The following is a 21,803-nucleotide window of genomic DNA, read 5'->3' as shown; positions in this document are numbered from 1 at the left end:
GATTAGTTTACTTTATCCTCAGCGGGTTGTCTTTCTACTAAGGAGGCATTTTCTGAAAAAGCCTCATTTTGCGCCATTTCTGCCAAGCCAATAGAGATAGGTTTCTTCACCTCAACGCCTAATTGCTTGAAGCTTTCCGCCTGACGAATCACGTTGCCTCGGCCTGTTACTAGCTTGTTCATCGCGCCTTGGTAGCTTTGGTTCGCCCTATCTAGCGAGCTACCAAGACCTTCCATGTCATCGACAAACAAGCGCAGTTTGTCGTAAAGCTTGCTTGCGCGTTCGGCAATCACCTGAGCGTTCTGGTTTTGCCTTTCATTGCGCCACAAGTTATCAATGGTACGCAGTGCCACCAGCAAGGTGGTTGGGCTAACCAAAATAATGTTTTGCTCCATCGCGTCTTTCACCAAGCTAGGGTCAGCCTGAATCGCCACTTGGAATGCAGGCTCGACCGGAATAAACATCAACACGTAATCTAAGCTTTGGATGCCTTTGAGCTGATGATAATCCTTCTGGCTCAGTCCTTTGATGTGCGCTCTCAGTGAGACCAAGTGATCACGCAATGCGGCATCACGCTGTTGATCGGTTTCGGCATTGAAGTAGCGTTCAAACGCAACCAACGCCATTTTTGAATCCACGACCACTTGCTTATCTTGCGGCAAGTGGACAATCACATCCGGTTGATAACGCTTACCAGCATCGTTTTGTAGATTCACTTGCGTTTGGTACTCATGCCCTTCTCGCAGGCCAGACTCAGCAAGCACACGAGCCAATACTACTTCACCCCAGTTACCTTGTTGCTTGTTATCACCCTTGAGCGCTTGAGTCAGGTTAACCGCTTCGCGAGTCATACTTTCATTAAGGCGCTGTAGATTCTTCAGTTCATGCACCAAGGTGTGACGCTCTTTGGCTTCTTGGCTAAAGCTGTCATTAACCTGCTTCTTAAAGCCTTCTAATTGCTCTCTTAACGGTGAGAGTAGCCCCTCTAGGCTCTGCTTGTTTTGTTGGTCGACCTTAGCGGTTTTGGTTTCAAACAGCTGATTGGCAAGATGCTCAAACTGCTGCTTCAGGCGTGATTCAGCCTGCTCTAACAATTGCAGCTTTTCGCTATTGGCAAGATTTTCTTGATCGTGCCTTGCTTCTTGCTCACGCAGTTCAGCCTCCAACTCAGATTTATGATCTTTCAACACATTGATCTCATCAGCGTACTGCTGGCGTTCTTGTTTGACCGCTTCGAAATAGCGAAGCTTTTCCATCGCAGCCATCACCTTGCCGTGCGCTTGTTTAAGCTCGAATGCGGTTTTGTCTCGCTCATCATCTAGCTCATCGAGCTCTTGTTGCGCCTCTGCAAGTGAGGACTTGAGCTGTGACTGCTGTGATTCATGCAACAAACGATCAGACTCAAGTTGCTGCTCGAGCAATCGCTGCTGAAAAGAGAGTTTCTGTTTAACCCACCAACCCACGACGCCGCCACTGACGAGTGCGCCAGAAATTGCAGCAATAAGCGTTGCCTGATGTTCGATAATCCATTGCATGATAATGATTTAGCCTAATTGGAAATAACTCATTAAATGGTATTTTGATACTGGATAAATGTCCAGTTTGCCGTATTAAAATTCGACAGATAGACTAAGCGCTCCGTATTCAGTCCCACCCAATTAGAATGAGTTGCCATGAACGAACGTCGTGCCTTGGGCTTTGGCCTTTCCGCAGTGCTACTGTGGTCAACGGTCGCTACTGCTTTTAAGCTGACCCTTGCTGAGTTTTCACCTATCCAAATGCTGACCATTGCCAGCATTGTGTCGTCGATTGCGCTGATCGCGGTCTGCGCCTTCCAAGGTAAGCTCTCTCAGCTAAGCACAACATTCCTATCAAACCCTTGGTACTACCTACTGCTTGGTTTGGTTAACCCGCTGGCCTACTACCTGATTCTCTTCAAAGCATACGACCTGTTGCCAGCTTCTCAAGCTCAAGCCATCAACTACAGCTGGGCTATCACGCTAACGCTGATGGCAGCGGTTTTTCTGGGACAAAAGATTCGTAGGCAAGATTGGGTGGCTTGTACCTTCAGTTATGCGGGTGTGGTCGTGATTGCCACCAAAGGCGATGTACTAGGTATGCAGTTCGATAGCCCACTTGGCGTCGCGTTGGCACTGCTTTCAACCCTGCTTTGGGCGGGCTACTGGATCCTTAACACCAAAAACAAGGCTGATCCTGTGGTGGGTGTACTGCTTGGTTTCTTAGTGGCATTGCCCTTCGCGATTGGTTTAACCCTTTATGAAGGCGAGAGCTTTAGCCAAATCACGGCTAAGGGATGGATGGCGGTGACTTACGTTGGTCTGTTTGAGATGGGGATTACCTTTGTGTTGTGGCTATCAGCACTGAAACTCACCAACAATACGGCCCGTATCAGTAATCTAATTTTCGCATCACCGTTTATCTCTTTGATGCTACTTTCCACTATTATCGGCGAAGACATTCACCCATCAACCCTTTTTGGTCTGGTGCTGATTATTGCTGGTTTGGTGATTCAACAGATCAAACTTTCAAAAAACAAAGCTGCGTAAATAAGAGCGAAAATACTCGATTGGTCGCGAAAGCCATCAATTGAGTTACCTTTAACTCTAAACTAGATACAAAAATGGCGAGTCGTATGACTCGCCATTTTTATGTGCTTTATATAGCTTAGAAAAGCGAAATGCTTATACCCACTGGCCCGCCGCAAAGCCGCTCGACCAACACCATTGGAAGTTGTAACCACCAAGCCAGCCAGTTACATCCATCACTTCGCCAATGAAGAACAAGCCTTTGATGTTCTTACATTCCATGGTTTTGGATGACAGGTGATCGGTATCAACACCACCGAGCGTAACTTCCGCAGTACGATAGCCTTCAGTACCATTGGGTGCGATTTTCCAGTTCTCTAGGTGCTCAACAATGCCATTAAGCTGCTTTTCATTGAACTGCTTAAGCGGTTTGTCTTCCAGCTCTTTACGGTCAATCAATACCTCAACAAAACGCTTAGGTAATACTTTTGCCAATGTGTTCTTTAAGCTCTGATTTGGATGCTTCTCACGAGAGTTCGCCAACAACTCAGTCACATCAGCTTCTGGTACTAGATTAATCGAAACCGACTGACCCGCTTTCCAGAACGAAGAGATTTGCAATACTGAAGGGCCAGATAGACCGCGGTGCGTAAACAGCAGCGCTTCTTTAAACAAAGTACCATCTTGCGCCGTGATCTCCGCAGGAATCGCGATACCAGAAAGCTCAGCGAAATCTTCTTTGTCTTCTTTATGTAGCGTGAACGGTACTAAGCCTGCCGTAGTTGGCATCACAGACAAACCAAACTGCTCGGCAATCTTGTAGCCAAATGGCGTGGCGCCCAGCTTAGGCATCGACAAACCACCGGTCGCTACCACCAGTGAATCACACTCAACTTGGTCGGTATTGAGGTGCATTTTGAAGCCAGAATAGGTCTTTTCAATGGAATGAACATCGCATCGGTAGCGCTGTTCGACTTTCGCTTGCTGACACTCTTCAAGCAGCATGCTGACGATGTCTTTTGCGGTATGGTCATTCACACAGAACAGCTGCCCATGATCGCGTTCTTCGAACTCAATGCCGTACTTACTCACCATAGAGATGAAATCCCAGTTGGTGTATTGAGACAAAGCCGACTTTACGAAGTGAGGGTTATTACACAGGAAGTTGTTCGCTGATACATCGTAATTAGTGAAGTTACAGCGGCCACCACCTGAGATTAAAATTTTTCTGCCTGGCTTTTTCGCATGATCAACCACCAGCACTCGTCGGCCGCGTTTACCAGCTTCCGCGGCACACATTAAGCCTGCGGCGCCCGCACCAATCACGATTACATCAAATTTTTCACTCATTGTGGTTCTGCTTTCTTCACTTTGCATTCCGAGTACGCCCTGTTCTCAAAATGCCATCAATAAAAAAGGATGTGCGTTAACAGCACATCCTTACTAATTGCTCGCTATTTTAGCGGCAATTTTAAACTTTGCAATTGGTGTTCAATCGTACAAATCTCAGACAGCGGCTATTGCGCGAGAAGCTTGTCTAACATTGCTAAGCTCGCCAAACGAACAACCGACGCTCTAATCACACGTATCTCTCACCTAAACGATAAACGCAGACAATAACGTCACACCCAGCAGAGCAGAAGAGAGTATGAACAACTGTCTTACACGATCACACTTGGAAGTGAACACTTCGTCGTGGTGATGATGGTACTCTTTGCTTTTGATGTAACTAAACAAGCGAACTTGTTTGGTCATATTGCCATGAGTTGTGAAGAACCCACCTCCGTCTACTTGTTGATAAAGTAGAGGATGTGCTTCTCGCATAATATAGATGAGTGTTCTTAGCGCAGTAAAATAACGCGCCCAATTCACACAAGTCACAACCATTAGTGCAAATAGAATAGTGTCGCCGCTGATCATCCTTTCCTCCCTACATCTTCAAAGGAAAACTCAAAAGAAAAAGATAATCAGAGTCTTTTTCTTACAGCCTAGACTGCAGGAGCATCCATGATTGAAGATGAACCATCTTTTGCCAATTGCGCTAAGTCTTTATCAATAAAGAACAGTGCTTTACCGTCTTCACCAACAAGCTCTAGCTTATCCAATACACCTTTAAACAACTTCTCTTCTTCGTGTTGCTCTGCAACGTACCATTGCAGGAAGTTAAAGGTTGAGTAGTCTTGTGTGCTGAAAGCAACGTGAGCCAGCTTATTGATCTTTTCAGTAATCATCTGCTCGTGTTCGTAGGTTTCACGGAATACTGCGCCAAGGCTTTCAAATTCATGTTTTGGTGCTTCAATCGCACCCAGAATTGGCATTGCACCTGTTTCACTTACGTAAGTAAAAAGACGCTGCATGTGTTCCATTTCTTCTACCGCATGAGCACGCAGAAACTCTGCTGCACCTTCAAATCCTTTGTCTTCACACCAAGCACTCATTTGTAAGTATAGATTGGATGAGAAAAATTCTAGATTAATTTGATCGTTCAGTTGCTCAACCATAGTTTTTGACAGCATTTAAGACTCCTAAGTACATCCTCAATTTTCTTTACTATATCACTATTTTATTAATATCTCGCTGACCATTAGTTAACCGATATTTCGAACCGACACTACGCAAGACGATGGATATGAGATCACTTCAGCAAAAAAAGACACCGCATAGTGCTAATCTTAAATTAGACAATGAATAAAGGAGGTAGCGATATGAGTTACAAACATATTTTGGTCGCGGTCGATTTATCAGATGACAGCAAATTGATTGTGGATAAAGCGGTAGCATTGGCTAAGCCATTAGAAGCCAAAGTCTCTTTTATCCATATCGATATTAACTACGCAGAGCTCTATACCGGACTGATTGACATCAATATGGCAGAGACCCAACACAACGCGATGGAAGCGTCTCGCATTCAGCTACAAAACTTTGCGGAGCACGCTCAATACCCGATCACTCATACGCTTGTAGGTAGCGGTGATTTGAGCCATGAACTTTGCGATACCATCACCGAATACAACGTTGATTTAGTGGTATGTGGGCACCATCAAGATTTTTGGAGCAAGCTGCTCTCTTCAACACGACAACTGATCAACGCCTCTCCGGTGGATATGCTGGTCGTGCCTCTGAGAGATTCAGAAGACTAATGATTTAAGGTTAGGTAACATACGGCTCATATCTTATTAACGAAGTTTTACTATGAGCTATTTAGCTGGTGTTACCCTCCTATGGGCCTTCTCTTTTAGCCTGATCGGCGTCTACCTTGCTGGTCAGGTTGATTCTTGGTTCTCTGTTCTGATGCGTGTTGCTCTAGCAGGTATCGTGTTTCTTCCTTTCCTGAAATTCCGTGGCATCCCTGGGAAATTGATCGGCAAATTGATGGCAATTGGTGGTATTCAGCTTGGCCTGATGTACTGCTTCTATTACCAATCTTTCTTGCTACTATCCGTACCGGAAGTTTTGCTATTTACTGTCTTTACCCCAATTTATGTCACCCTGATTTATGACTTTCTCAAAGGGCAGTTCTCACCTTGGTACTTAGTCACGGCTGCGATTGCGGTATTAGGCGCGGTATTCATTAAGTTCGCCGGCATCAACGACAACTTTTTAGTTGGCTTCCTAGTCGTACAGGGCGCGAACCTATGCTTTGCGATTGGTCAGGTGGGCTATAAAGTCGTGATGGAGAAGGAATCGACAGAACTTCCTCAACATACCGTATTTGGCTATTTCTACCTCGGCGCTCTATGTGTGGCTTCGGTTGCTTTCTTACTACTAGGCAACCCTGAAAAACTACCAACCACTTCACTTCAATGGGGAATCCTGATCTACCTTGGCTTAATCGCTTCTGGATTGGGCTACTTTATGTGGAACAAAGGCGCATGCATGGTAAACGCAGGTGCACTTGCCGTAATGAACAACGTATTAGTGCCTGCTGGTTTGGTGGTGAACATCCTGATCTGGAACCGAGACGTTGATTTAGTGCGACTTTCGATTGGCGGCGGGGTTATTTTGCTTTCTCTCATCGTAAATGAGACGTGGGTGAAAAAGCGTGTCGCGAGATCGGCGAGCAACGCCCAACAGATTTAAATGCGCTGGCGCGACCAAGTTCTCTGCGGAAACAAAAAGCAAAAGAGCGACCTTAGGTCGCTCTTTTTAGATCTGGCTAACGCGTTGAATAATGTTTAACAGCTGGTGTTAGTGAATGTGATTCACAACCACAGCCTGGTTTTCCGTGAAGGCTACATCATCAAGTCGTAGGTTGATGCGTTCCAATTCACTTTCCAGCTTCTGGCTTTTCTTAAACAGCTTTTGCTGCTTCTTAATCATCTTCGCCAGCTTCTTGTTGTATTTCTCTTGTTTCTTCGCCGCTTTCTTCGCTCGCTTCAGTTCTGATTTCTCATCACCACTCGCGTTAGCAATGCGTTTTTTCAGTTTGGCTTTTTTCGGTGACGCTTGTTTGTCTTCGTCTCCAAGAGCAGCGGCTGGGTCAAACAGTTGTACAGATGAATCAGGCATCTCAGCCAAGGTGACTTCAGGCTTTGGTAGCGTTTCGGCTAACAGACCACAAGCCACCTTCTCTTCAGCGGGCTTATTCTGGCAACCGAGCGGTGGGATTGCTGTTGGTTTGCATAGGTTCGCTTCGTCCGCCGATGAACGTGCACAAGAGCGACACACAAACTTAGGTTCAGTAACCAAGCTGTGGATCTCGCCTAGGTGTTCGGTAATGTCTCGACGGTTTAACTTACAAAAGCGTTTAGCCATGCTACAACTCCAGCTAAGAATAATAATGATTCTTAGTTAGATATACATCCGTAACGCGACTATCGCAAGTGTTAAATAGCAATTTATCGTATTTATGACGGGAAATTTTCTTAGCGTATCGCTAAGTCATTGATGCTTTCACATACACGTCAAAACGGTTCTTTTTGGTTTCGATCGCCATACTCGGTTTTTGCTCATCTAACCAAGCCGCATAATCAGGTCTTTTGACTACAACTCGCTTTGATGCGAGCTTCATTGCAGGCGCCAATAGCGCATCAGCATCTAAATCTGCACCAACCAAAGATTGGAATACGCGCATCTCTTTTTTGACTAGAGCCGATTTCTTTTTGTTCTCAGGGTGTGGGTACATTGGATCTAGATACACCACATCCGGTTGCTCAAAGCTAGGGTCGTCACTGAGCTTATCCAGCGCATCATGGCTTGAAGCGTGAATCAACTTCATACGCTCACTAACCCAACCACCGATATCAGGGTCTTGCTGCGCACGCTGTAATCCATCATCAAGCAACGCTGCAACAACAGGATGACGCTCGACCATCTGCACCTTGCAACCTAGGGAAGCCAGTACAAATGCATCGCGCCCTAGGCCAGCCGTACCATCAAGAATGGTTGGCGTAGCGCCTTTATTCAAACCTGCCGCCTTGGCGATAGCTTGACCTTTGCCACCACCAAACTTACGTCGATGACCAACCGCGCCGCCAACTAAATCAACGAAGATAGCGCCTAACTTGGGCTCGTCTACTTTGCGCAGCTCAAGTCGCTCGCTAGTCAGCACCAAAGCAAATTCGCTGTTTTCATCGTGAGATAAATTCCAACGAGTCGCTAAGTCATTCAGATGATCGATTTGGGTAGCATCTTCGCAAATCAGTTGTAGTTGCAAGGTCGTCTCCAACAGACAGTAGTATTCAAAACAAAAGAGGCAACCAGTTTACCTGATTGCCTCAACAATACATATTAGCGGTGCAAACTATTAGCACCGAAAGTAACGAGATTAAAACAAGGCCCGTACACAAGGCCTAGTTAGTTTGCATTTTCTAGCACTCGCTCTTGCTGAAGTTCATCAACCAGCTCAGCAAGTGGCTTAGGTCGGCCAATAATGTAGCCCTGTGCATAGTTCACACCAAGCTCAATCAGCTTGTCGATGATCTGGGTGTTTTCAACGAACTCAGCCACTGTGTGCTTACCCATCTGCTTGGCTAAATCATTGATAGAGCGAACCATCACATGGTCCATCTCATTGACATCAATATCACGCACGAACAGGCCATCGATCTTAACGATGTCGACTGGCAGCTTCTTCAAGTAACCAAACGACGATAAACCAGAACCGAAGTCATCGAGCGCAATCATACAACCAAGGTCTTTGATTCGAGTGAAGAACTTGATCGCCTGTTTCATGTTGCTCATCGCTGCTGTTTCGGTGATCTCTAAGCAGATTTTATGACACGGAATCGACGAGTTACTCAAGCTTTCAATCAAGAACTCAACAAACTCTCGATTGCCCATCGAGTGGCCGGAAAGGTTAATAGAACACATCCCTAAATCATCAACCAGATGTGGGCGTTGCTCTAACCAACTGAGTGTCTGACCGATCACTTGGCGGTCAATCAAATGCGCAATGTTGTAGCGCTCAGAAGCAGGCATGAAGATCCCCGGAGAGATGTATTCCCCATCCACATTCTTTATCCGCACCAAGATCTCGAAGTGCATTTTGTCGCTGTCTTCGTCTAAGCCAAGAATACGCTGTGCAAACAACTCCAGGCGATCATTGGCCAGGGCTTCATGCACTAGGTTAACGCATTCCATCTCTAGGTGACGTCGACGTAAGTCTTCATCATCTTGATGGTAGAGGTGATAACGGTTACGCCCTTCCTCTTTAGCCGCATGACACGCCGCGTCTGCCTGAGCATGCACCATTTGTGGCGTTGCGGCAGTATGGTCGATCAATCGAATACCGATAGAGCAGGTTAAGTTAAGTCGGATGTCATCCCACAAGAATGGATTGTCGCCCATCATCGAGATAATACTGCGACACACATTCACCGCATCTCGCTCAGTACAGTCTTTGATGAGTACCGCAAACTCGTCCCCCCCCATACGCGCCAATACCGCATTGTATGGCAGTACCTCTTCCAATAACTGCGCGCTAAACAAGATCGCAGCATCGCCCGCTTCATGCCCGGCGGTATCGTTCAGTACTTTCAGCTGGTCTAGGTCTAAGAACAGCATTGCGTGGGTACGCATGTGGCTCTCAACTTCTTTGAGTGCCTTTTGCAGTTCTTGCTCAAAGTGGTTGCGGTTAAAGGTATCAGTCAGCAAGTCATAGCGCGCCTGATACTCCAATTTTTCAGAAAGCTCATGTGTCTCGGTGATGTCCTCACCCACAATCAATAATTGATCAGACTCCACCAGCGGACGGATATTTTCTCGAATCCAGATCGTGCTGCCATCGGCATGACGATATTCAATATCACGACGCCAGACGCCACGAATCTTATGCTGTGGCTGCAACAAGATATGACGTGGAATCATCGCGTTCTCATCGACGTAGAACTCTCTAGGACGATGACCTAACAGTTCATCCAGTGGGTAGCCAAGCAGCTCTTCGGCAAACTGGTTCACTTGTTGGATGCGGTTATTACCATCCAAGGTAATCATCATTACGGGTTGCTTGTCGTAATAGAGCTTTAGGTTCGCTTCCCGCTGGAATAGTTTATTCTCAGCCAGCTTACGTGAAGTCACATCGCGCGCCTCAAACAAGAACTGAATATCACCTTCTTCACTACCCGGCATCGGCTTTAATGAGATATCCAATACCATGGCACCGCGATCTCGGCACCAAACCTCAGCTTCAAAGCGCAAAGATGGGTGATCATCTCGCTCAACAAAATACTCTTTCAACACCTCACTGGCAGAATCTTCCCAGTGCTGATGTTCTTGCAAAGGTGTTCCTAACTTGTAACCCTGATTGTAGAGCAGTTCATGCAGCTTGCTGTTACTCGACAGCAATACACCGTCTTTGTCGATAATGCCCATAAACTGAAGGCTCTGGTCGAATATCGACTCCAACAGTCGTTGGCTTTGGCGGCTGGCACGTTCGCTCTTCTTGAGACGATTGAGGTAATACACCAAGGTGGCGATCACGCATGACATACCAAGGAACATTAAACCTATGGTGCGAATTTCATCGCGGTAGCGCGTCAGGAAAGACTTGGGCTTGTTGAGGAATGTCACTGCAGCTTCATTCTCAGCGCCGAGATCCCAACGCGATATTTGTTGATAGTCGAGCTTAATCTCCGGTGCACCAGCAACTACAGGAGGTAACGGATCATTAGGATTCGCCAACACCTGCAACAAAACGCGCCCAGTGTTACGCCCTTGAGTTTCACCGCTTTGAATCACCCCGCCAATGGCCCCAAAACCTAGGCCTAAGTCGTGCACCATATACAGCGGCATTTGCGTTTTAATGTTCAGTTGTCGCCAATCTTCATCACTGCTCACTTCACCTTTCGCATCTCGGTAATACGCCCAAAACAGCAAGCTTTTCCCTAGGTCTGCACGCTGCGAGAAAGTCGTCAATTCTTGGTATGAGTCTGGAACATAATGTTCAATCAAATCTGCAAATTGAGGGTTAGTTTCAATAAACAGATCGATTTGCGCACGAATGGCCTCACCAGTCACCGAATGATCGGTCACCATGTAGACTTTTTTCACGGTCGTCTGGAGGCGCTTGATCAGTTCGATGTTACCAACCAGATCGATGTCTTCAGTGATACCGGTTGCGTTCAAACCTTCGATCATTTTAGGAGAGAAGTTGTTGATGCCACCAAAGATAACCGGGGTTCCATCGAGATCCGACGCTAGGCGCTTCATCAGATTAAGAGCGTTGTTATCACTCACCACAACCGCTGCAAACTCTTCGTGCATTAATTTGGTGTGATAAAGCTGGTAAACGCGCTCGAGGTATTCAAGGTTTTGAGAGCGTTTGCTGTCGAGATAAACGACGCGGTAAGACAACCCGTCGCGATCGAGTTCTTCGGACAAGCCTTTATGGAAATCATCCGTCCAGAAGAAGCCTTGATGGTAGGAGTGGATAACCAATACATCTTTTGTCTGCGCCGAAGCGAATACGCTCCAACACATCGCAATAAATAACACCCAAAATCGCACTGAATTCACCCTAACATCATTGTTGCTGCTAATATTATCACCCTTGGCTATGATATGTACTCTAGCCAATATATTTTCATTAAATCTAAGGGTTAAGCATGTCCACAACTACCGCTCGTCTCGATGACCTAGACCGTGCCATTCTGAAAACCTTAATGGAAGATGCTCGTACGCCTTACGCCGAGATGGCCAAGCAGTTTGACGTAAGCCCCGCGACTATTCACGTCCGCATCGAGAAAATGAGATCGGCCGACATTATTGAGCGCACCGAGGTGGTGGTAAACACGAAAAAGCTAGGTTACGACGTATGTTGCTTTATCGGCATCAACCTTAATGCAGCCAAAGATTACCACTCGGCAATCGCTAAGCTGAATGCCCTAGATGAGGTGGTTGAAGCCTACTACACCACTGGTGCCTACAATATTTTCGTTAAATTGATGTGTAAATCGATTGAAGAGCTGCAGTTCGTACTGATCGATAAGTTGCAGGCAATTGATGAAGTACAATCAACCGAGACATTAATCTCACTGCAAAACCCAATCAATCGCAATGTGAACCCATAGTCGATCGATAAGTAGATACAAAAAGAGCCTCACAAGGAGGCTCTTTTTATATTCTGAACAGCACAATATTACGCGCTAATACCTGCATGGCGCAGCATCGCATCAATTTGAGGCTCACGACCACGGAAGCGTTTGAACAGCTCCATTGGCTCTTCACTGCCACCCATTTCTAGGATGTTATTCAGGAAGCGATTACCCGTTTCAGTATTGAAGATACCCTCTTCTTCAAATGCTGAGAACGCATCTGCCGATAGCACTTCAGCCCATAGGTAGCTGTAGTAACCCGCGCTGTAACCACCAGCGAAGATATGGCTGAAGCTGTGCGAGAAACGGTTCCAATCAAGGCTTGGTAGTACCGCCACTTTAGACTTCACGTCAGCCAGTGTTTCAAGTACTCTTCCGCCCACTTCTGGGTCGTAAGTAGTGTGTAGCGTAAAGTCGAACAGACCGAATTCTAGCTGACGCAAAATAAACATCGCTGATTGGAAGTTCTTCGCCGCTAGCATCTTCTCTAACATCTCTTTTGGTAGCGCTTCACCGGTTTCGAAGTGACCAGAGATGAACGCCAATGCCTCTTCTTCCCAACACCAGTTTTCTAGGAACTGACTTGGCAACTCAACTGCATCCCAAGGCACACCATTGATACCGGCAACCGCGCCAGCTTCTACTTGAGTCAACATGTGGTGGATACCATGGCCAAACTCGTGGAACAGAGTCACAACTTCATCGTGGGTAAACAATGCTGGCTTGTCGCCAACCGGTTTATTGAAGTTACACGTTAAGTAAGCGACTGGCGTTTGTAGTTCACCAGCAGCGGTAATACGGCGACCACGGCAGTCATCCATCCATGCACCACCACGCTTGTGTTCACGAGCGTACAAATCTAGGTAGAAGCTACCACGCAATGTGTCATTCGCATCAAAAATATCAAAGAAGCGTACCGACTCATGCCATGTGTCGACGCCTTCACGCTCTTTCACTGTCATACCGAATACACGATTCAGTACTTCAAACAGACCCGATACCGCTTTCGATTCAGGGAAGTAAGGACGCAGCTCTTCATCTGAAATTTGGAATAGGTGCTGCTTCTGCTTTTCGCTGTAGTAAGGGATATCCCAAAGCTCTAGCTCAGACACACCAAACTCTTTTTCAGCGAACTGGCGCAGCTCTTCCACTTCACGCTCACCTTGAGGTTTCGCTTTCACCGCTAAATCATTTAAGAAGCCTAGAACCTGATCTGGCGTCTCTGCCATTTTTGTTGCCAGCGATTTCTCACTGTAAGTGCCAAAGCCAAGCATACGTGCGATCTCGTGACGCAATTTAAGCTGCTCGGTGATGATCTCAGTGTTGTCCCACTTGCCTGCGTTTGGACCACGGTCTGAAGCGCGAGTAACGTAAGCTTCGTACAGCTCTTTACGCAGCTCTTGGTTATCACAGTAGGTCATTACTGGTAGGTACGATGGGATATCTAAAGTCAGCAGGTAACCTTCTTGCTCTTTAGCCTCTGCCGCCGCTTTTGCTGCCGCCAATGCTGATTCAGGCATGCCTGCCAATTCAGCGACATCAGTAACTTGCTTGCTCCAACCCATAGTTGCATCAAGTACGTTGTTTGAGAATTGAGAACCCAGCTCAGACTGACGCTTGCTGATCTCACCATAACGGTGCTGCTCGTCAGCGGGTAAACCAATGCCTGACAGTTCGAAATCACGCAGTGCATCTGTGATGGTTTTTTGTTGAGCTCGATTTAATCCAGAGAACGCCTCGCTCGCCTTGATCGCTTTGTACGCTTCAAACAGACCTTTGTGTTGGCCAACCCAAGTGCCGTACTCAGACAACAGAGGCAAACAGCTTTCATACGCTTCACGCAGCTCGTCACTATTCACAACCGAGTTCATGTGGTTTACTGGTGACCAAACACGGCCTAAACGATCATCCACTTCTTCAATTGGAGCAACTAGGTTGTCCCAGCTTGGCGAAGTATTACCTTCAAGTACTTGTTCTATCTTGTTGCGACACGCTTCAATCACTTGCTCAACCGCTGGCTTAACATGCTCAGGTTTGATTTGTGAAAACGGAGGTAAGTCCGTGAAGGTTAATAGCGGATTAGACATATAAACATTCCTTTGGCGTTAGAGACTTTCGTCTTTTTTGTAATGAGGTCGTCTTACAGTCATCAGGCTAAGCAGCGCCCTAAAAAATCACCTGCGAATAGTTATTAAATAGTGCCCATAAAGGCAAATTTCAATAGTAGAACCAATAACTAACTGCAGATAGCTGACGACTGTCCCCGAATTGTTCGAGAATTTATGGTCCATTGAGGGTTATAATAATCAGATTAACCCACCTACACTAACCACACTCTAAAACGAGAGTGTTACGAGAGTTTAATTTGTTAAGTTATCGCCACAGCTTCCACGCAGGCAATCATGCCGACGTAGTAAAGCATATCGTACAGAGCCTTATTCTTAATTCTTTGAAACAGAAGGATAAGCCTTTTGTTTACCATGACACTCACTCTGGTGTAGGTCGTTACGACTTAACGCATGAATGGTCTGAAAAAACCGGTGAATACAAACAAGGTATCGCTCGCGTCTGGGAACAGCAAAATCTTCCTGAAGACATTCAAAGCTACCTTGAGTCTATCTCAACGCTAAACAACGGCGACAAGCTGCGCTACTACCCAGGTTCGCCACGTGTTGCTCGCGCCCATCTACGTGACCAGGACCGTATGGTACTGACCGAGCTTCACCCAGCTGATCACCCGCTGCTTGAGCAAGAGTTCCACCGCGATCGTCAGGTATCGATCTACAAAGAAGATGGCTTTAAGCGTCTAAAAGCAAGCCTTCCACCTAAAGAGCGCCGCGGCTTAGTACTAATCGATCCACCGTACGAGCTTGCAAAAGAGTACCGTGATGTAGTGACAGCCATTGCTCAAAGCCATAAGCGCTGGGCAACCGGCATCTACGCCATTTGGTACCCAGTAGTGAACCGTTGTGACATCGAAGACATGATCGAAGGCTTAGAAAGCTTGGGCATCAACAAGATTCTACAGATCGAACTTGGCGTATCACCAGACACCAACGAGCGTGGCATGACAGCATCAGGCATGATTGTTATCAACCCACCTTGGAAGCTAGAAAGCCAAATGAACGAGATTCTTCCATTCTTGAAGGAAGCAATTGCACCAGCAACCGGTCACTACAAAGTAGAGTGGATCGTACCTGAGTAATCTCGACGCCACATCGAAGCTCAAGAAGCAGTCAAAAGACTGTGATGTGGACGAATAAATTTCAAGCAGGGAGATTGAGTTCAACCGATCTGCCCTCAATATAATAATCAGACAATTTTAGAATCTATAGGACGTAGGTATCCAGTGTGCTCACTGTGACTACAACCCTCAATAAATGGAGAAAGTAATGGCGACTCATTTTGATTACATCTGTATCGGTGGCGGTTCAGGCGGCATCGCATCAGCAAACCGCGCGGCAATGCACGGTGCAAAAGTTGCACTTATCGAAGCTCAAGACCTTGGTGGTACTTGTGTAAACGTTGGTTGTGTTCCTAAAAAGGTAATGTGGCACGGCGCTCAAGTAGCTGAAGCGATCAACCTATACTCTGAAGACTACGGCTTTGATGTTGAAGTGAAGAAGTTCAACTGGAGCAAACTGATTGAGAACCGCCAAGCGTACATTGGTCGTATCCACCAATCTTACGATCGCGTACTTGGTAACAACAAAGTAAACGTAATCAAAGGTTTTGCTAAGTTCGTTGACGAAAAGACGGTTGAAGTAAACGGTGAACACTACACAGCTGATCACATCCTGATCGCGGTAGGTGGTCGTCCAACGATTCCAAACATCCCAGGTGCAGAATACGGCATCGATTCAAATGGCTTCTTCGACCTGATGGAGCAACCAAAACGCGTTGCGGTTATCGGTGCAGGCTATATCGCGGTTGAGATCGCAGGCGTACTAAGCGCACTTGGTACAGAAACACACCTGTTCTGCCGTAAAGAATCTCCACTACGTAGCTTCGATCCAATGATCATCGAAACGCTAGTAGAAGTAATGGAAGCAGAAGGTCCAACACTTCACACGCACTCAGTGCCTAAAGAAGTTGTGAAAGAAGCGGATGGCACACTGACTCTACACCTAGAGAATGGCAACACTCAAAACGTTGACCACCTAATCTGGGCTATCGGCCGTCACCCAGCGACTGACGCTATCAACCTAGCATCAACTGGCGTTGAGACAAACGACCGTGGCTACATCAAGGTAGACGAATTCCAAGCGACTAACGTTCCTTGCATCTACTGTGTTGGTGACATCATGGAAGGCGGTATCGAGCTAACTCCTGTAGCGGTTAAAGCAGGTCGTCAGCTTTCTGAGCGCCTATTCAACGGTCAAACTAACGCGAAAATGGACTACAACCTAGTTCCTACTGTTGTATTCAGCCACCCACCTATCGGCACTATTGGTCTAACGACTCAAGAAGCTGAAGAGAAGTACGGCAAAGACAACATCAAGGTTTACACATCGGGCTTCACTGCGATGTACACAGCAGTAACCAAGCACCGTCAACCTTGTAAGATGAAGCTAGTATGTGCTGGCGAAGAAGAGACAGTAGTCGGCCTACACGGCATCGGCTTCACGGTTGATGAGATGATTCAAGGCTTCGGCGTTGCAATGAAGATGGGCGCAACCAAAGCAGACTTCGACTCTGTTGTGGCAATTCACCCAACGGGCAGCGAAGAGTTCGTAACTATGCGTTAACCCTTTGTAAGTCAAAGAAATATTACAAAAAAGCCGACATCTGTCGGCTTTTTTTGTTTTTTACCGTATGGTTCGAATATTTGTTAACCGAACAGTATTTTACCCACTTAACTTGGAATAAAGATCACAATACAATCGCGCGCTATAAAAACACACACATAACAACAAAAATAACTCAACTACATAAGGGATGTACGAGTAATGAAAAAAGTGAGTATTCTCGCAGCGGCGATTGCAGTGGCTTTAACAGGTTGTGGTAGCGACAGTTCAAGTGTCGCAACACCAACTGAAACATCAACTACCAATAAGTTTATCGACGCAGCTGTTGAAGGTATCTACTACAGCACTAGCTCTGGCTTAAACGGTGTTACAACTAGTGAAGGCGAATTTACCGCTAAAACTAGCGACACAATTACCTTCTTCATTGGCGGTGAAAACGGCTTAAAAGTAGGTGCAGCATCAAACCGTGATGTACTGACTCCATTTGAAGCGGCGGGTAAATACGCTCGTGCACTTAACCTAGCAATTTTACTTCAGTCTTTGGACAACCAGTTTGGTAACACTTCAGATGAAATTCTGACAATTCCAGATATGCTGCGAGAACCTGATGCTGCTACGTTAACAAAGATGAAAGATCTAAGCCTAGATGACACTACAAGCGTAACGGACTTCCTAGTAGCTGTTGGTGTAGAAGCTGCAAATATCGCTTCAGAAAACGACGCTCTAACACACATGCAATCTGCATTTGGATCAATGGAACGCGGTGATGACTCGGCAAATCCATTTATCACTGCTGGCAAATTCGTTCGTTACATTGATGTCACCCAGAACTCTAACGAATTCATTTACGTCCACTCTGACAAGCTAATGGAAGAAGACATGTTCGAGCGTACTCGCGGCATGACCGAGATGACGTTCAAAGTGAATTCTGCAGAATCAGTCACTATGTTCGCAGGATCTAACGACTATTCATTATCAGAAAGCTTTGCTGAGCAATACCTAACATGTGTATCTAACTCTGCTCATCAATGGATAGATGAAGACAGCTCGAAACAACAAGGTTGTGATACAAACAAGGATGATACTGTAGACCAAACAAATGGCTCAGTGATACCTGATAGCAAATTTGTATTGAATGACGCGTTTGCCTACAAACTTCGAGACTTGGCACAATCAGCAACTGCTGATGAAGAGTTCACAGCCGAAGACATCGAAGGATGGAAGCCATTTGATGTACAAAAAGCTTCAGACTTGAATCACTACACCGCAAACAATGTCTGGGATGACAAAGGTGAAGACAGCAGCACATCAAACTGGATTCGTGATACCACTTCTGGCTCTTTCGATCCTGTAACTGGCATTTACTCTGAGATCGTTAAGAAAGAAACACTGGGTAGCGACGCTAGCAATAGCCCATCTCGTGTAACCGAGCGTGTTGCTTACTACTACGAGATCCCGACAAAAGACTCTGAACGTTATGTAGATTTCACTGGTACATGGGAAACTAAAGAGTACTGTGACAATGGTGAAGTTGCAGTGAGTACTATGGTGTTCGGCGCAACAAAAGTAACGACATCAGGTTCTGAATGTGGCAGCGAAAACGGTGGTCAATCTTCGCCAGAAGATATGGGGCAGTTTGATGCAACCTACGCGGAGTTAGGCGCTATCGATTACTGGTGGTTTGGTCAAAAAGACCGACCTTCTAAAGCGACACTAACGGAACTGAACACAGTTGTTCGTTTCTGCGACCAAGACAATTATGTTGCAGGCACGTCTTGTAACTCACATGATGAATACTTCGTTAAATGGGAATACCAACCTGCTGGCAGCAACTGGGATGAAGGCCTACTTATCCGTCGTAAGATGGATAACCAAGGTGATACCAACGGTCGTGTTAGCATCATGCAGAAAATCAACTAATCACTGAGTTAGTTTGATGACCTTCAGAAACCAGAAGCTGTGCTTCTGGTTTTTTCATTTTTAAACCACATGAACCTTCAAACAACTATTAACGTAGATACCAAAACAAAGACCTATCTAGAACAATAATGGAGTTTGTGATGAATCTACTAATTGAATCATTTGAAGGCGGGATTTATTTAGCTTACCAAGTCGTTGGCGAGCAAAAGAAGTTAATTAAAGACGACCACCACCATCCGATGAAGTTTTTGAGTGTCAATCAAGCGCGTGACCACTTTAGCGATCAAGGCGTATCGTCAGCAACACTGATACATAACAGCGCTTACGATGAGATGTGCGGTGAGCACTGTGGTAGTACACAACCATTCGAGATTGATTTGAAGTGGAGTTGAATAGCTTTTATGTTTCTTTATCAATAGAAAGGCTTGCACATCGGCAAGCCTTTTTCTTTAGTGGCTTAACGCACCATGCGCTTTTGCCTACGCTTAATATTCTGTTCTTTCACCATGAAATCAAATAACGGAGCAAACAGATTCGCAAACAAGATTGCGAGCATTATGCCTTCTGGATACGCGGGATTGAGTACTCGAATACCGACCGTCATCACACCTATCAGAATCCCGTAAGCCCATTTACTATTATTAGTGAATGCGGCAGATACCGGATCGGTCGCCATGAAGAAGGTACCAAACGCGACGCCACCTAATACAAAGTGCCAGTAGAACGGCATCGAAAACATTGAGTTAGTATCTGAACCAATCAAGTTTAGTAAGCTCGAGGTCGCCACAAGCCCAACAATCACACCAGCCACAATGCGCCAAGACGCAATCTTCATGACAATAAGAATCACACCGGTCAACATAATGAGTAGTGAAGACACTTCACCCATCGAGCCCGGAATATTACCGATAAAGGCATCCATCCAAGTGATGGCCTCACCTGTCATGTTGTTGATCAGCGACGAGCCACCGCCTTCATACCATTGGCTGAGCGGTGTCGCTCCTGAATAGCCGTCAGCGGCAACCCATACCAAGCCTCCGGACATATTGGCAGGATAAGCAAAGTAAAGAAACGCTCGCCCCGCCAGTGCAGGGTTGAGGAAGTTTCGCCCTGTACCACCGAACAGCTCCTTGGCAACAACAATACCAAAGGTGATACCCAAAGCGGCTTGCCACAGCGGGATAGTTGGCGGAAGAATAAGTGCAAACAGTACCGAGCTTACAAAAAAGCCTTCATTCACCTCGTGTTTTCGCACAACGGCAAATAAAACTTCCCAGAAGCCCCCCACCACAAATACGGTGGCATAAACAGGTAAGAAGTAGAGCGCCCCCAAGAACATCTGACTTCCCCAGCCACTTGCTACTAAGGACGGTGCATCACCAAACGCCCACGATAAGCGCCAACTACTGTCGATGATAGAAGCAAGCTCGGCACCGGAATAAGTAGCGGTTAACCCCATCACGGCTTGATGACCTACGTTGTACATACCCCAAAACATCGCGGGGAAAGTGGCTAGCCACACCAGAATCATAATCCGTTTTAGGTCAATGCTGTCCCGGACATGGGTTATACCTCGGTTCACATTCCCTGGCGTGTAAAATATGGTCGCAAATGCCTCATACACTGGGTAGAGCTTTTCGTACTTCCCCCCAGCTTCGAAGCTAGGAGCCACATCTTCTAATCGTTTTTTCAAACTCATAATCTCAATCACCTTGTTGCTGAGTTATGGTTTTCTACGCACCAACCGCACTATTTGAGCAATTTTTAGTGATTTTTGATCAAATTCATTTGAAGGCGTCTGCCATCAGCTATCGATACACTGCTTAACCAAGTACCCCTAGCCTTTGAATTACGAGACCTAAAAACAACAAAGCCCCAGCAATCGCTGAGGCTTAAGTAAGGTTTCAATCCGACTTGTTACTTCACACACATCACGTTAAGTAGTGAAGAGCCTTTGAGTTGGTTTACGTTACCATTAGTGAACAGGCCTTTCTTATCCGCTCCCCAATAAGGTAGGTGCATTGGCCAGTTCTGGTTTTCCATCACTTTTGAGCCTAGGATGCTCTGCCATTGCTTTTCAGTCATCAGCTTCATGTTGAGCTTATTACATACCAGCTCTGCACTACCGTAATCCAAACGACTCCAAGGCTTACCTTGCTCCATGTAGAACTGCTGCTCATGGTCTAGCAGGTAAGGGATCGCATATTGGCTACCAGCAACATTTGCCGTCACGCGAACTTCAATATCTAGATCGTTATCTGAATTTTTTCCACCACTTGGCAATGCCTGAATGGCAGCCGCACTGGTCACTGCTGCCGCTGACTTCGCAGCTACGGGTTTCGCCGCAGGCTTAGTTGCAGGTTTTATAGGAGCCTTAATCGGTGTCGGTTTTGCTGCTTTAGGCTTGGCCGCTTTTGCCACGATAGGTTGTGATGAGGTCTGCGACTTATCAACCATACGAATAAAGGCTTCGCCATAACCTGGCACCTTACGAACCTGAGCTAGATCTTTTCTTGCATCTGAAAATGTAGAGTAAGGACCAATCAAACAACGATAATCACCACCCTCAGGTTTCATCCATACGTTGGTCGAAATTTTGCCGTAAAGAGGTTTTGCTTGGCTCAGTGACAAAGGCTTGTTCAGCAAGCCACATTGAACCCAAAACAGCTCGTTATCTGAATGACGTTTAGGCGCTTTATTACCCCAAACACCCTTACCGATCGGACATGATTGCTCTAACTGTGGTAATTGATTGGTACTTGCCTGAGTAGCATCACATAAAACCGATTCTGCATTAACTTGGCTCGATACCAAGAGGGATGCAGCAACAAGCCCCATACGATAATTTCTAATCACAGCGCGACATACATCATTCATTGTCAATTTCATAACCACCACTTAAACCCTTACGGGTTAATTGTTACCGAATTAATGTCGATAAAACATGAATTCCATTTTAAGTACTATTGACACTATCAATGATACTTAGTTCAAGATCCATTAAGCAAAAAAAGAGCCGTAATTGCTTACGGCTCTTAGTTTAGTGATTTTTTTTA

The 21,803-nt window shown here is 46.1% G+C and carries 18 protein-coding genes; 8 read left to right on the top strand and 10 right to left on the bottom strand.

What is annotated here, in order from left to right; all coding sequences use genetic code 11:
* Positions 1–2 precede the first annotated feature (2 nt).
* The gene (gene rmuC / locus F0232_RS11700; RefSeq protein WP_105057725.1) at positions 3–1,535 is read right to left on the bottom strand and encodes a DNA recombination protein RmuC; all 1,533 of its coding nucleotides are present in this window, start codon (positions 1,533–1,535) and stop codon (positions 3–5) included.
* 138 nt (positions 1,536–1,673) lie between these two features.
* Between rmuC and F0232_RS11695 the strand changes: the two genes are divergently transcribed.
* The gene (locus F0232_RS11695) at positions 1,674–2,567 is read left to right on the top strand and encodes a DMT family transporter (RefSeq protein ID WP_105057724.1); all 894 of its coding nucleotides are present in this window, start codon (positions 1,674–1,676) and stop codon (positions 2,565–2,567) included.
* Between the two features lie 135 nt (positions 2,568–2,702).
* Here the strand turns inward: F0232_RS11695 and F0232_RS11690 are convergent, their stop codons facing one another.
* From F0232_RS11690 to ftnA, 3 genes are all read right to left on the bottom strand, one after another.
* Positions 2,703–3,896 carry an NAD(P)/FAD-dependent oxidoreductase gene (locus F0232_RS11690; RefSeq protein WP_105057872.1) on the bottom strand — a complete coding sequence of 398 codons (1,194 nt, stop codon included), beginning with the start codon at positions 3,894–3,896 and terminating at the stop codon, positions 2,703–2,705.
* A 246-nt stretch (positions 3,897–4,142) separates the two neighbouring features.
* Positions 4,143–4,466: a universal stress protein UspB gene (gene uspB / locus F0232_RS11685; protein WP_061033090.1), complete on the bottom strand. Its 324-nt coding sequence runs from the start codon at positions 4,464–4,466 to the stop codon at positions 4,143–4,145.
* A 68-nt stretch (positions 4,467–4,534) separates the two neighbouring features.
* Positions 4,535–5,062, bottom strand: coding sequence for a non-heme ferritin (gene ftnA, locus F0232_RS11680; RefSeq protein WP_008218572.1), 528 nt, complete (start codon positions 5,060–5,062; stop codon positions 4,535–4,537).
* Positions 5,063–5,251: 189 nt separating this feature from the next.
* Between ftnA and uspA the strand changes: the two genes are divergently transcribed.
* A complete protein-coding gene (gene uspA / locus F0232_RS11675; protein ID WP_061033089.1) occupies positions 5,252–5,686 on the top strand; it encodes a universal stress protein UspA in 435 nt (144 codons plus the stop codon).
* 52 nt (positions 5,687–5,738) lie between these two features.
* Complete coding sequence (locus F0232_RS11670; protein WP_105057723.1) at positions 5,739–6,626, top strand: carboxylate/amino acid/amine transporter; 888 nt, start codon at positions 5,739–5,741, stop codon at positions 6,624–6,626.
* Positions 6,627–6,734: 108 nt separating this feature from the next.
* Here F0232_RS11670 and F0232_RS11665 read toward each other — a convergent pair whose 3' ends face one another.
* From F0232_RS11665 to F0232_RS11655, 3 genes are all read right to left on the bottom strand, one after another.
* Entirely contained in the window at positions 6,735–7,301 is a 567-nt protein-coding gene (locus F0232_RS11665; protein ID WP_105057722.1) for a hypothetical protein, read from the bottom strand.
* Between the two features lie 121 nt (positions 7,302–7,422).
* Positions 7,423–8,202, bottom strand: a complete 780-nt coding sequence (locus tag F0232_RS11660; RefSeq protein ID WP_102425211.1) for a class I SAM-dependent methyltransferase — start codon at positions 8,200–8,202, stop codon at positions 7,423–7,425.
* Positions 8,203–8,342: 140 nt separating this feature from the next.
* On the bottom strand, positions 8,343–11,465 hold the full coding sequence (locus F0232_RS11655) for a bifunctional diguanylate cyclase/phosphodiesterase (protein ID WP_105057871.1): 3,123 nt from the start codon (positions 11,463–11,465) through the stop codon (positions 8,343–8,345).
* A gap of 125 nt (positions 11,466–11,590) precedes the next feature.
* Between F0232_RS11655 and asnC the strand changes: the two genes are divergently transcribed.
* Positions 11,591–12,055 carry a transcriptional regulator AsnC gene (asnC, locus tag F0232_RS11650; RefSeq protein WP_008218581.1) on the top strand — a complete coding sequence of 155 codons (465 nt, stop codon included), beginning with the start codon at positions 11,591–11,593 and terminating at the stop codon, positions 12,053–12,055.
* 68 nt (positions 12,056–12,123) lie between these two features.
* Here the strand turns inward: asnC and prlC are convergent, their stop codons facing one another.
* On the bottom strand, positions 12,124–14,166 hold the full coding sequence (gene prlC / locus F0232_RS11645; RefSeq protein WP_105057721.1) for an oligopeptidase A: 2,043 nt from the start codon (positions 14,164–14,166) through the stop codon (positions 12,124–12,126).
* Positions 14,167–14,444: 278 nt separating this feature from the next.
* On the opposite strand from prlC, the gene F0232_RS11640 reads away from it, so the two are divergent.
* From F0232_RS11640 to F0232_RS11625, 4 genes are all read left to right on the top strand, one after another.
* Complete coding sequence (locus F0232_RS11640) at positions 14,445–15,284, top strand: 23S rRNA (adenine(2030)-N(6))-methyltransferase RlmJ (RefSeq protein ID WP_004740945.1); 840 nt, start codon at positions 14,445–14,447, stop codon at positions 15,282–15,284.
* A 187-nt stretch (positions 15,285–15,471) separates the two neighbouring features.
* Positions 15,472–16,827, top strand: a complete 1,356-nt coding sequence (gene gorA / locus F0232_RS11635; protein ID WP_105057720.1) for a glutathione-disulfide reductase — start codon at positions 15,472–15,474, stop codon at positions 16,825–16,827.
* Between the two features lie 201 nt (positions 16,828–17,028).
* Entirely contained in the window at positions 17,029–18,747 is a 1,719-nt protein-coding gene (locus tag F0232_RS11630) for a hypothetical protein (protein WP_105057719.1), read from the top strand.
* 140 nt (positions 18,748–18,887) lie between these two features.
* Positions 18,888–19,139 (top strand): DUF6482 family protein, encoded by a 252-nt coding sequence (locus F0232_RS11625; protein ID WP_105057718.1) that lies wholly within the window; start codon positions 18,888–18,890, stop codon positions 19,137–19,139.
* Between the two features lie 65 nt (positions 19,140–19,204).
* On the opposite strand, the gene F0232_RS11620 is transcribed toward F0232_RS11625, so the two are convergent.
* Together F0232_RS11620 and F0232_RS11615 are read right to left on the bottom strand one after the other, a co-directional pair.
* Positions 19,205–20,446, bottom strand: a complete 1,242-nt coding sequence (locus F0232_RS11620; RefSeq protein ID WP_105057717.1) for an NADH:ubiquinone reductase (Na(+)-transporting) subunit B — start codon at positions 20,444–20,446, stop codon at positions 19,205–19,207.
* Positions 20,447–20,664: 218 nt separating this feature from the next.
* Positions 20,665–21,636 carry an SPOR domain-containing protein gene (locus F0232_RS11615; RefSeq protein WP_105057716.1) on the bottom strand — a complete coding sequence of 324 codons (972 nt, stop codon included), beginning with the start codon at positions 21,634–21,636 and terminating at the stop codon, positions 20,665–20,667.
* Positions 21,637–21,803 lie beyond the last annotated feature (167 nt).

It is taken from the genome of Vibrio sp. T3Y01 (assembly GCF_013114525.1).
Lineage (GTDB): Bacteria > Pseudomonadota > Gammaproteobacteria > Enterobacterales > Vibrionaceae > Vibrio > Vibrio chagasii_B.
This window is presented reverse-complemented; position numbering and strand designations above follow the sequence as displayed.

Coding starts and splice junctions, on each gene's coding strand:
- uspB (WP_061033090.1), bottom strand. CDS start 4,466: ATGATCAGCGGCGACACTATTCTATTTGCACTAATGGTTGTGACTTGT.
- F0232_RS11625 (WP_105057718.1), top strand. CDS start 18,888: ATGAATCTACTAATTGAATCATTTGAAGGCGGGATTTATTTAGCTTAC.
- F0232_RS11615 (WP_105057716.1), bottom strand. CDS start 21,636: ATGAAATTGACAATGAATGATGTATGTCGCGCTGTGATTAGAAATTAT.
- uspA (WP_061033089.1), top strand. CDS start 5,252: ATGAGTTACAAACATATTTTGGTCGCGGTCGATTTATCAGATGACAGC.
- F0232_RS11655 (WP_105057871.1), bottom strand. CDS start 11,465: ATGTGTTGGAGCGTATTCGCTTCGGCGCAGACAAAAGATGTATTGGTT.
- F0232_RS11695 (WP_105057724.1), top strand. CDS start 1,674: ATGAACGAACGTCGTGCCTTGGGCTTTGGCCTTTCCGCAGTGCTACTG.
- F0232_RS11670 (WP_105057723.1), top strand. CDS start 5,739: ATGAGCTATTTAGCTGGTGTTACCCTCCTATGGGCCTTCTCTTTTAGC.
- F0232_RS11665 (WP_105057722.1), bottom strand. CDS start 7,301: ATGGCTAAACGCTTTTGTAAGTTAAACCGTCGAGACATTACCGAACAC.
- gorA (WP_105057720.1), top strand. CDS start 15,472: ATGGCGACTCATTTTGATTACATCTGTATCGGTGGCGGTTCAGGCGGC.
- F0232_RS11630 (WP_105057719.1), top strand. CDS start 17,029: ATGAAAAAAGTGAGTATTCTCGCAGCGGCGATTGCAGTGGCTTTAACA.
- ftnA (WP_008218572.1), bottom strand. CDS start 5,062: ATGCTGTCAAAAACTATGGTTGAGCAACTGAACGATCAAATTAATCTA.
- rmuC (WP_105057725.1), bottom strand. CDS start 1,535: ATGCAATGGATTATCGAACATCAGGCAACGCTTATTGCTGCAATTTCT.
- F0232_RS11620 (WP_105057717.1), bottom strand. CDS start 20,446: ATGAGTTTGAAAAAACGATTAGAAGATGTGGCTCCTAGCTTCGAAGCT.
- asnC (WP_008218581.1), top strand. CDS start 11,591: ATGTCCACAACTACCGCTCGTCTCGATGACCTAGACCGTGCCATTCTG.
- F0232_RS11690 (WP_105057872.1), bottom strand. CDS start 3,896: ATGAGTGAAAAATTTGATGTAATCGTGATTGGTGCGGGCGCCGCAGGC.
- prlC (WP_105057721.1), bottom strand. CDS start 14,166: ATGTCTAATCCGCTATTAACCTTCACGGACTTACCTCCGTTTTCACAA.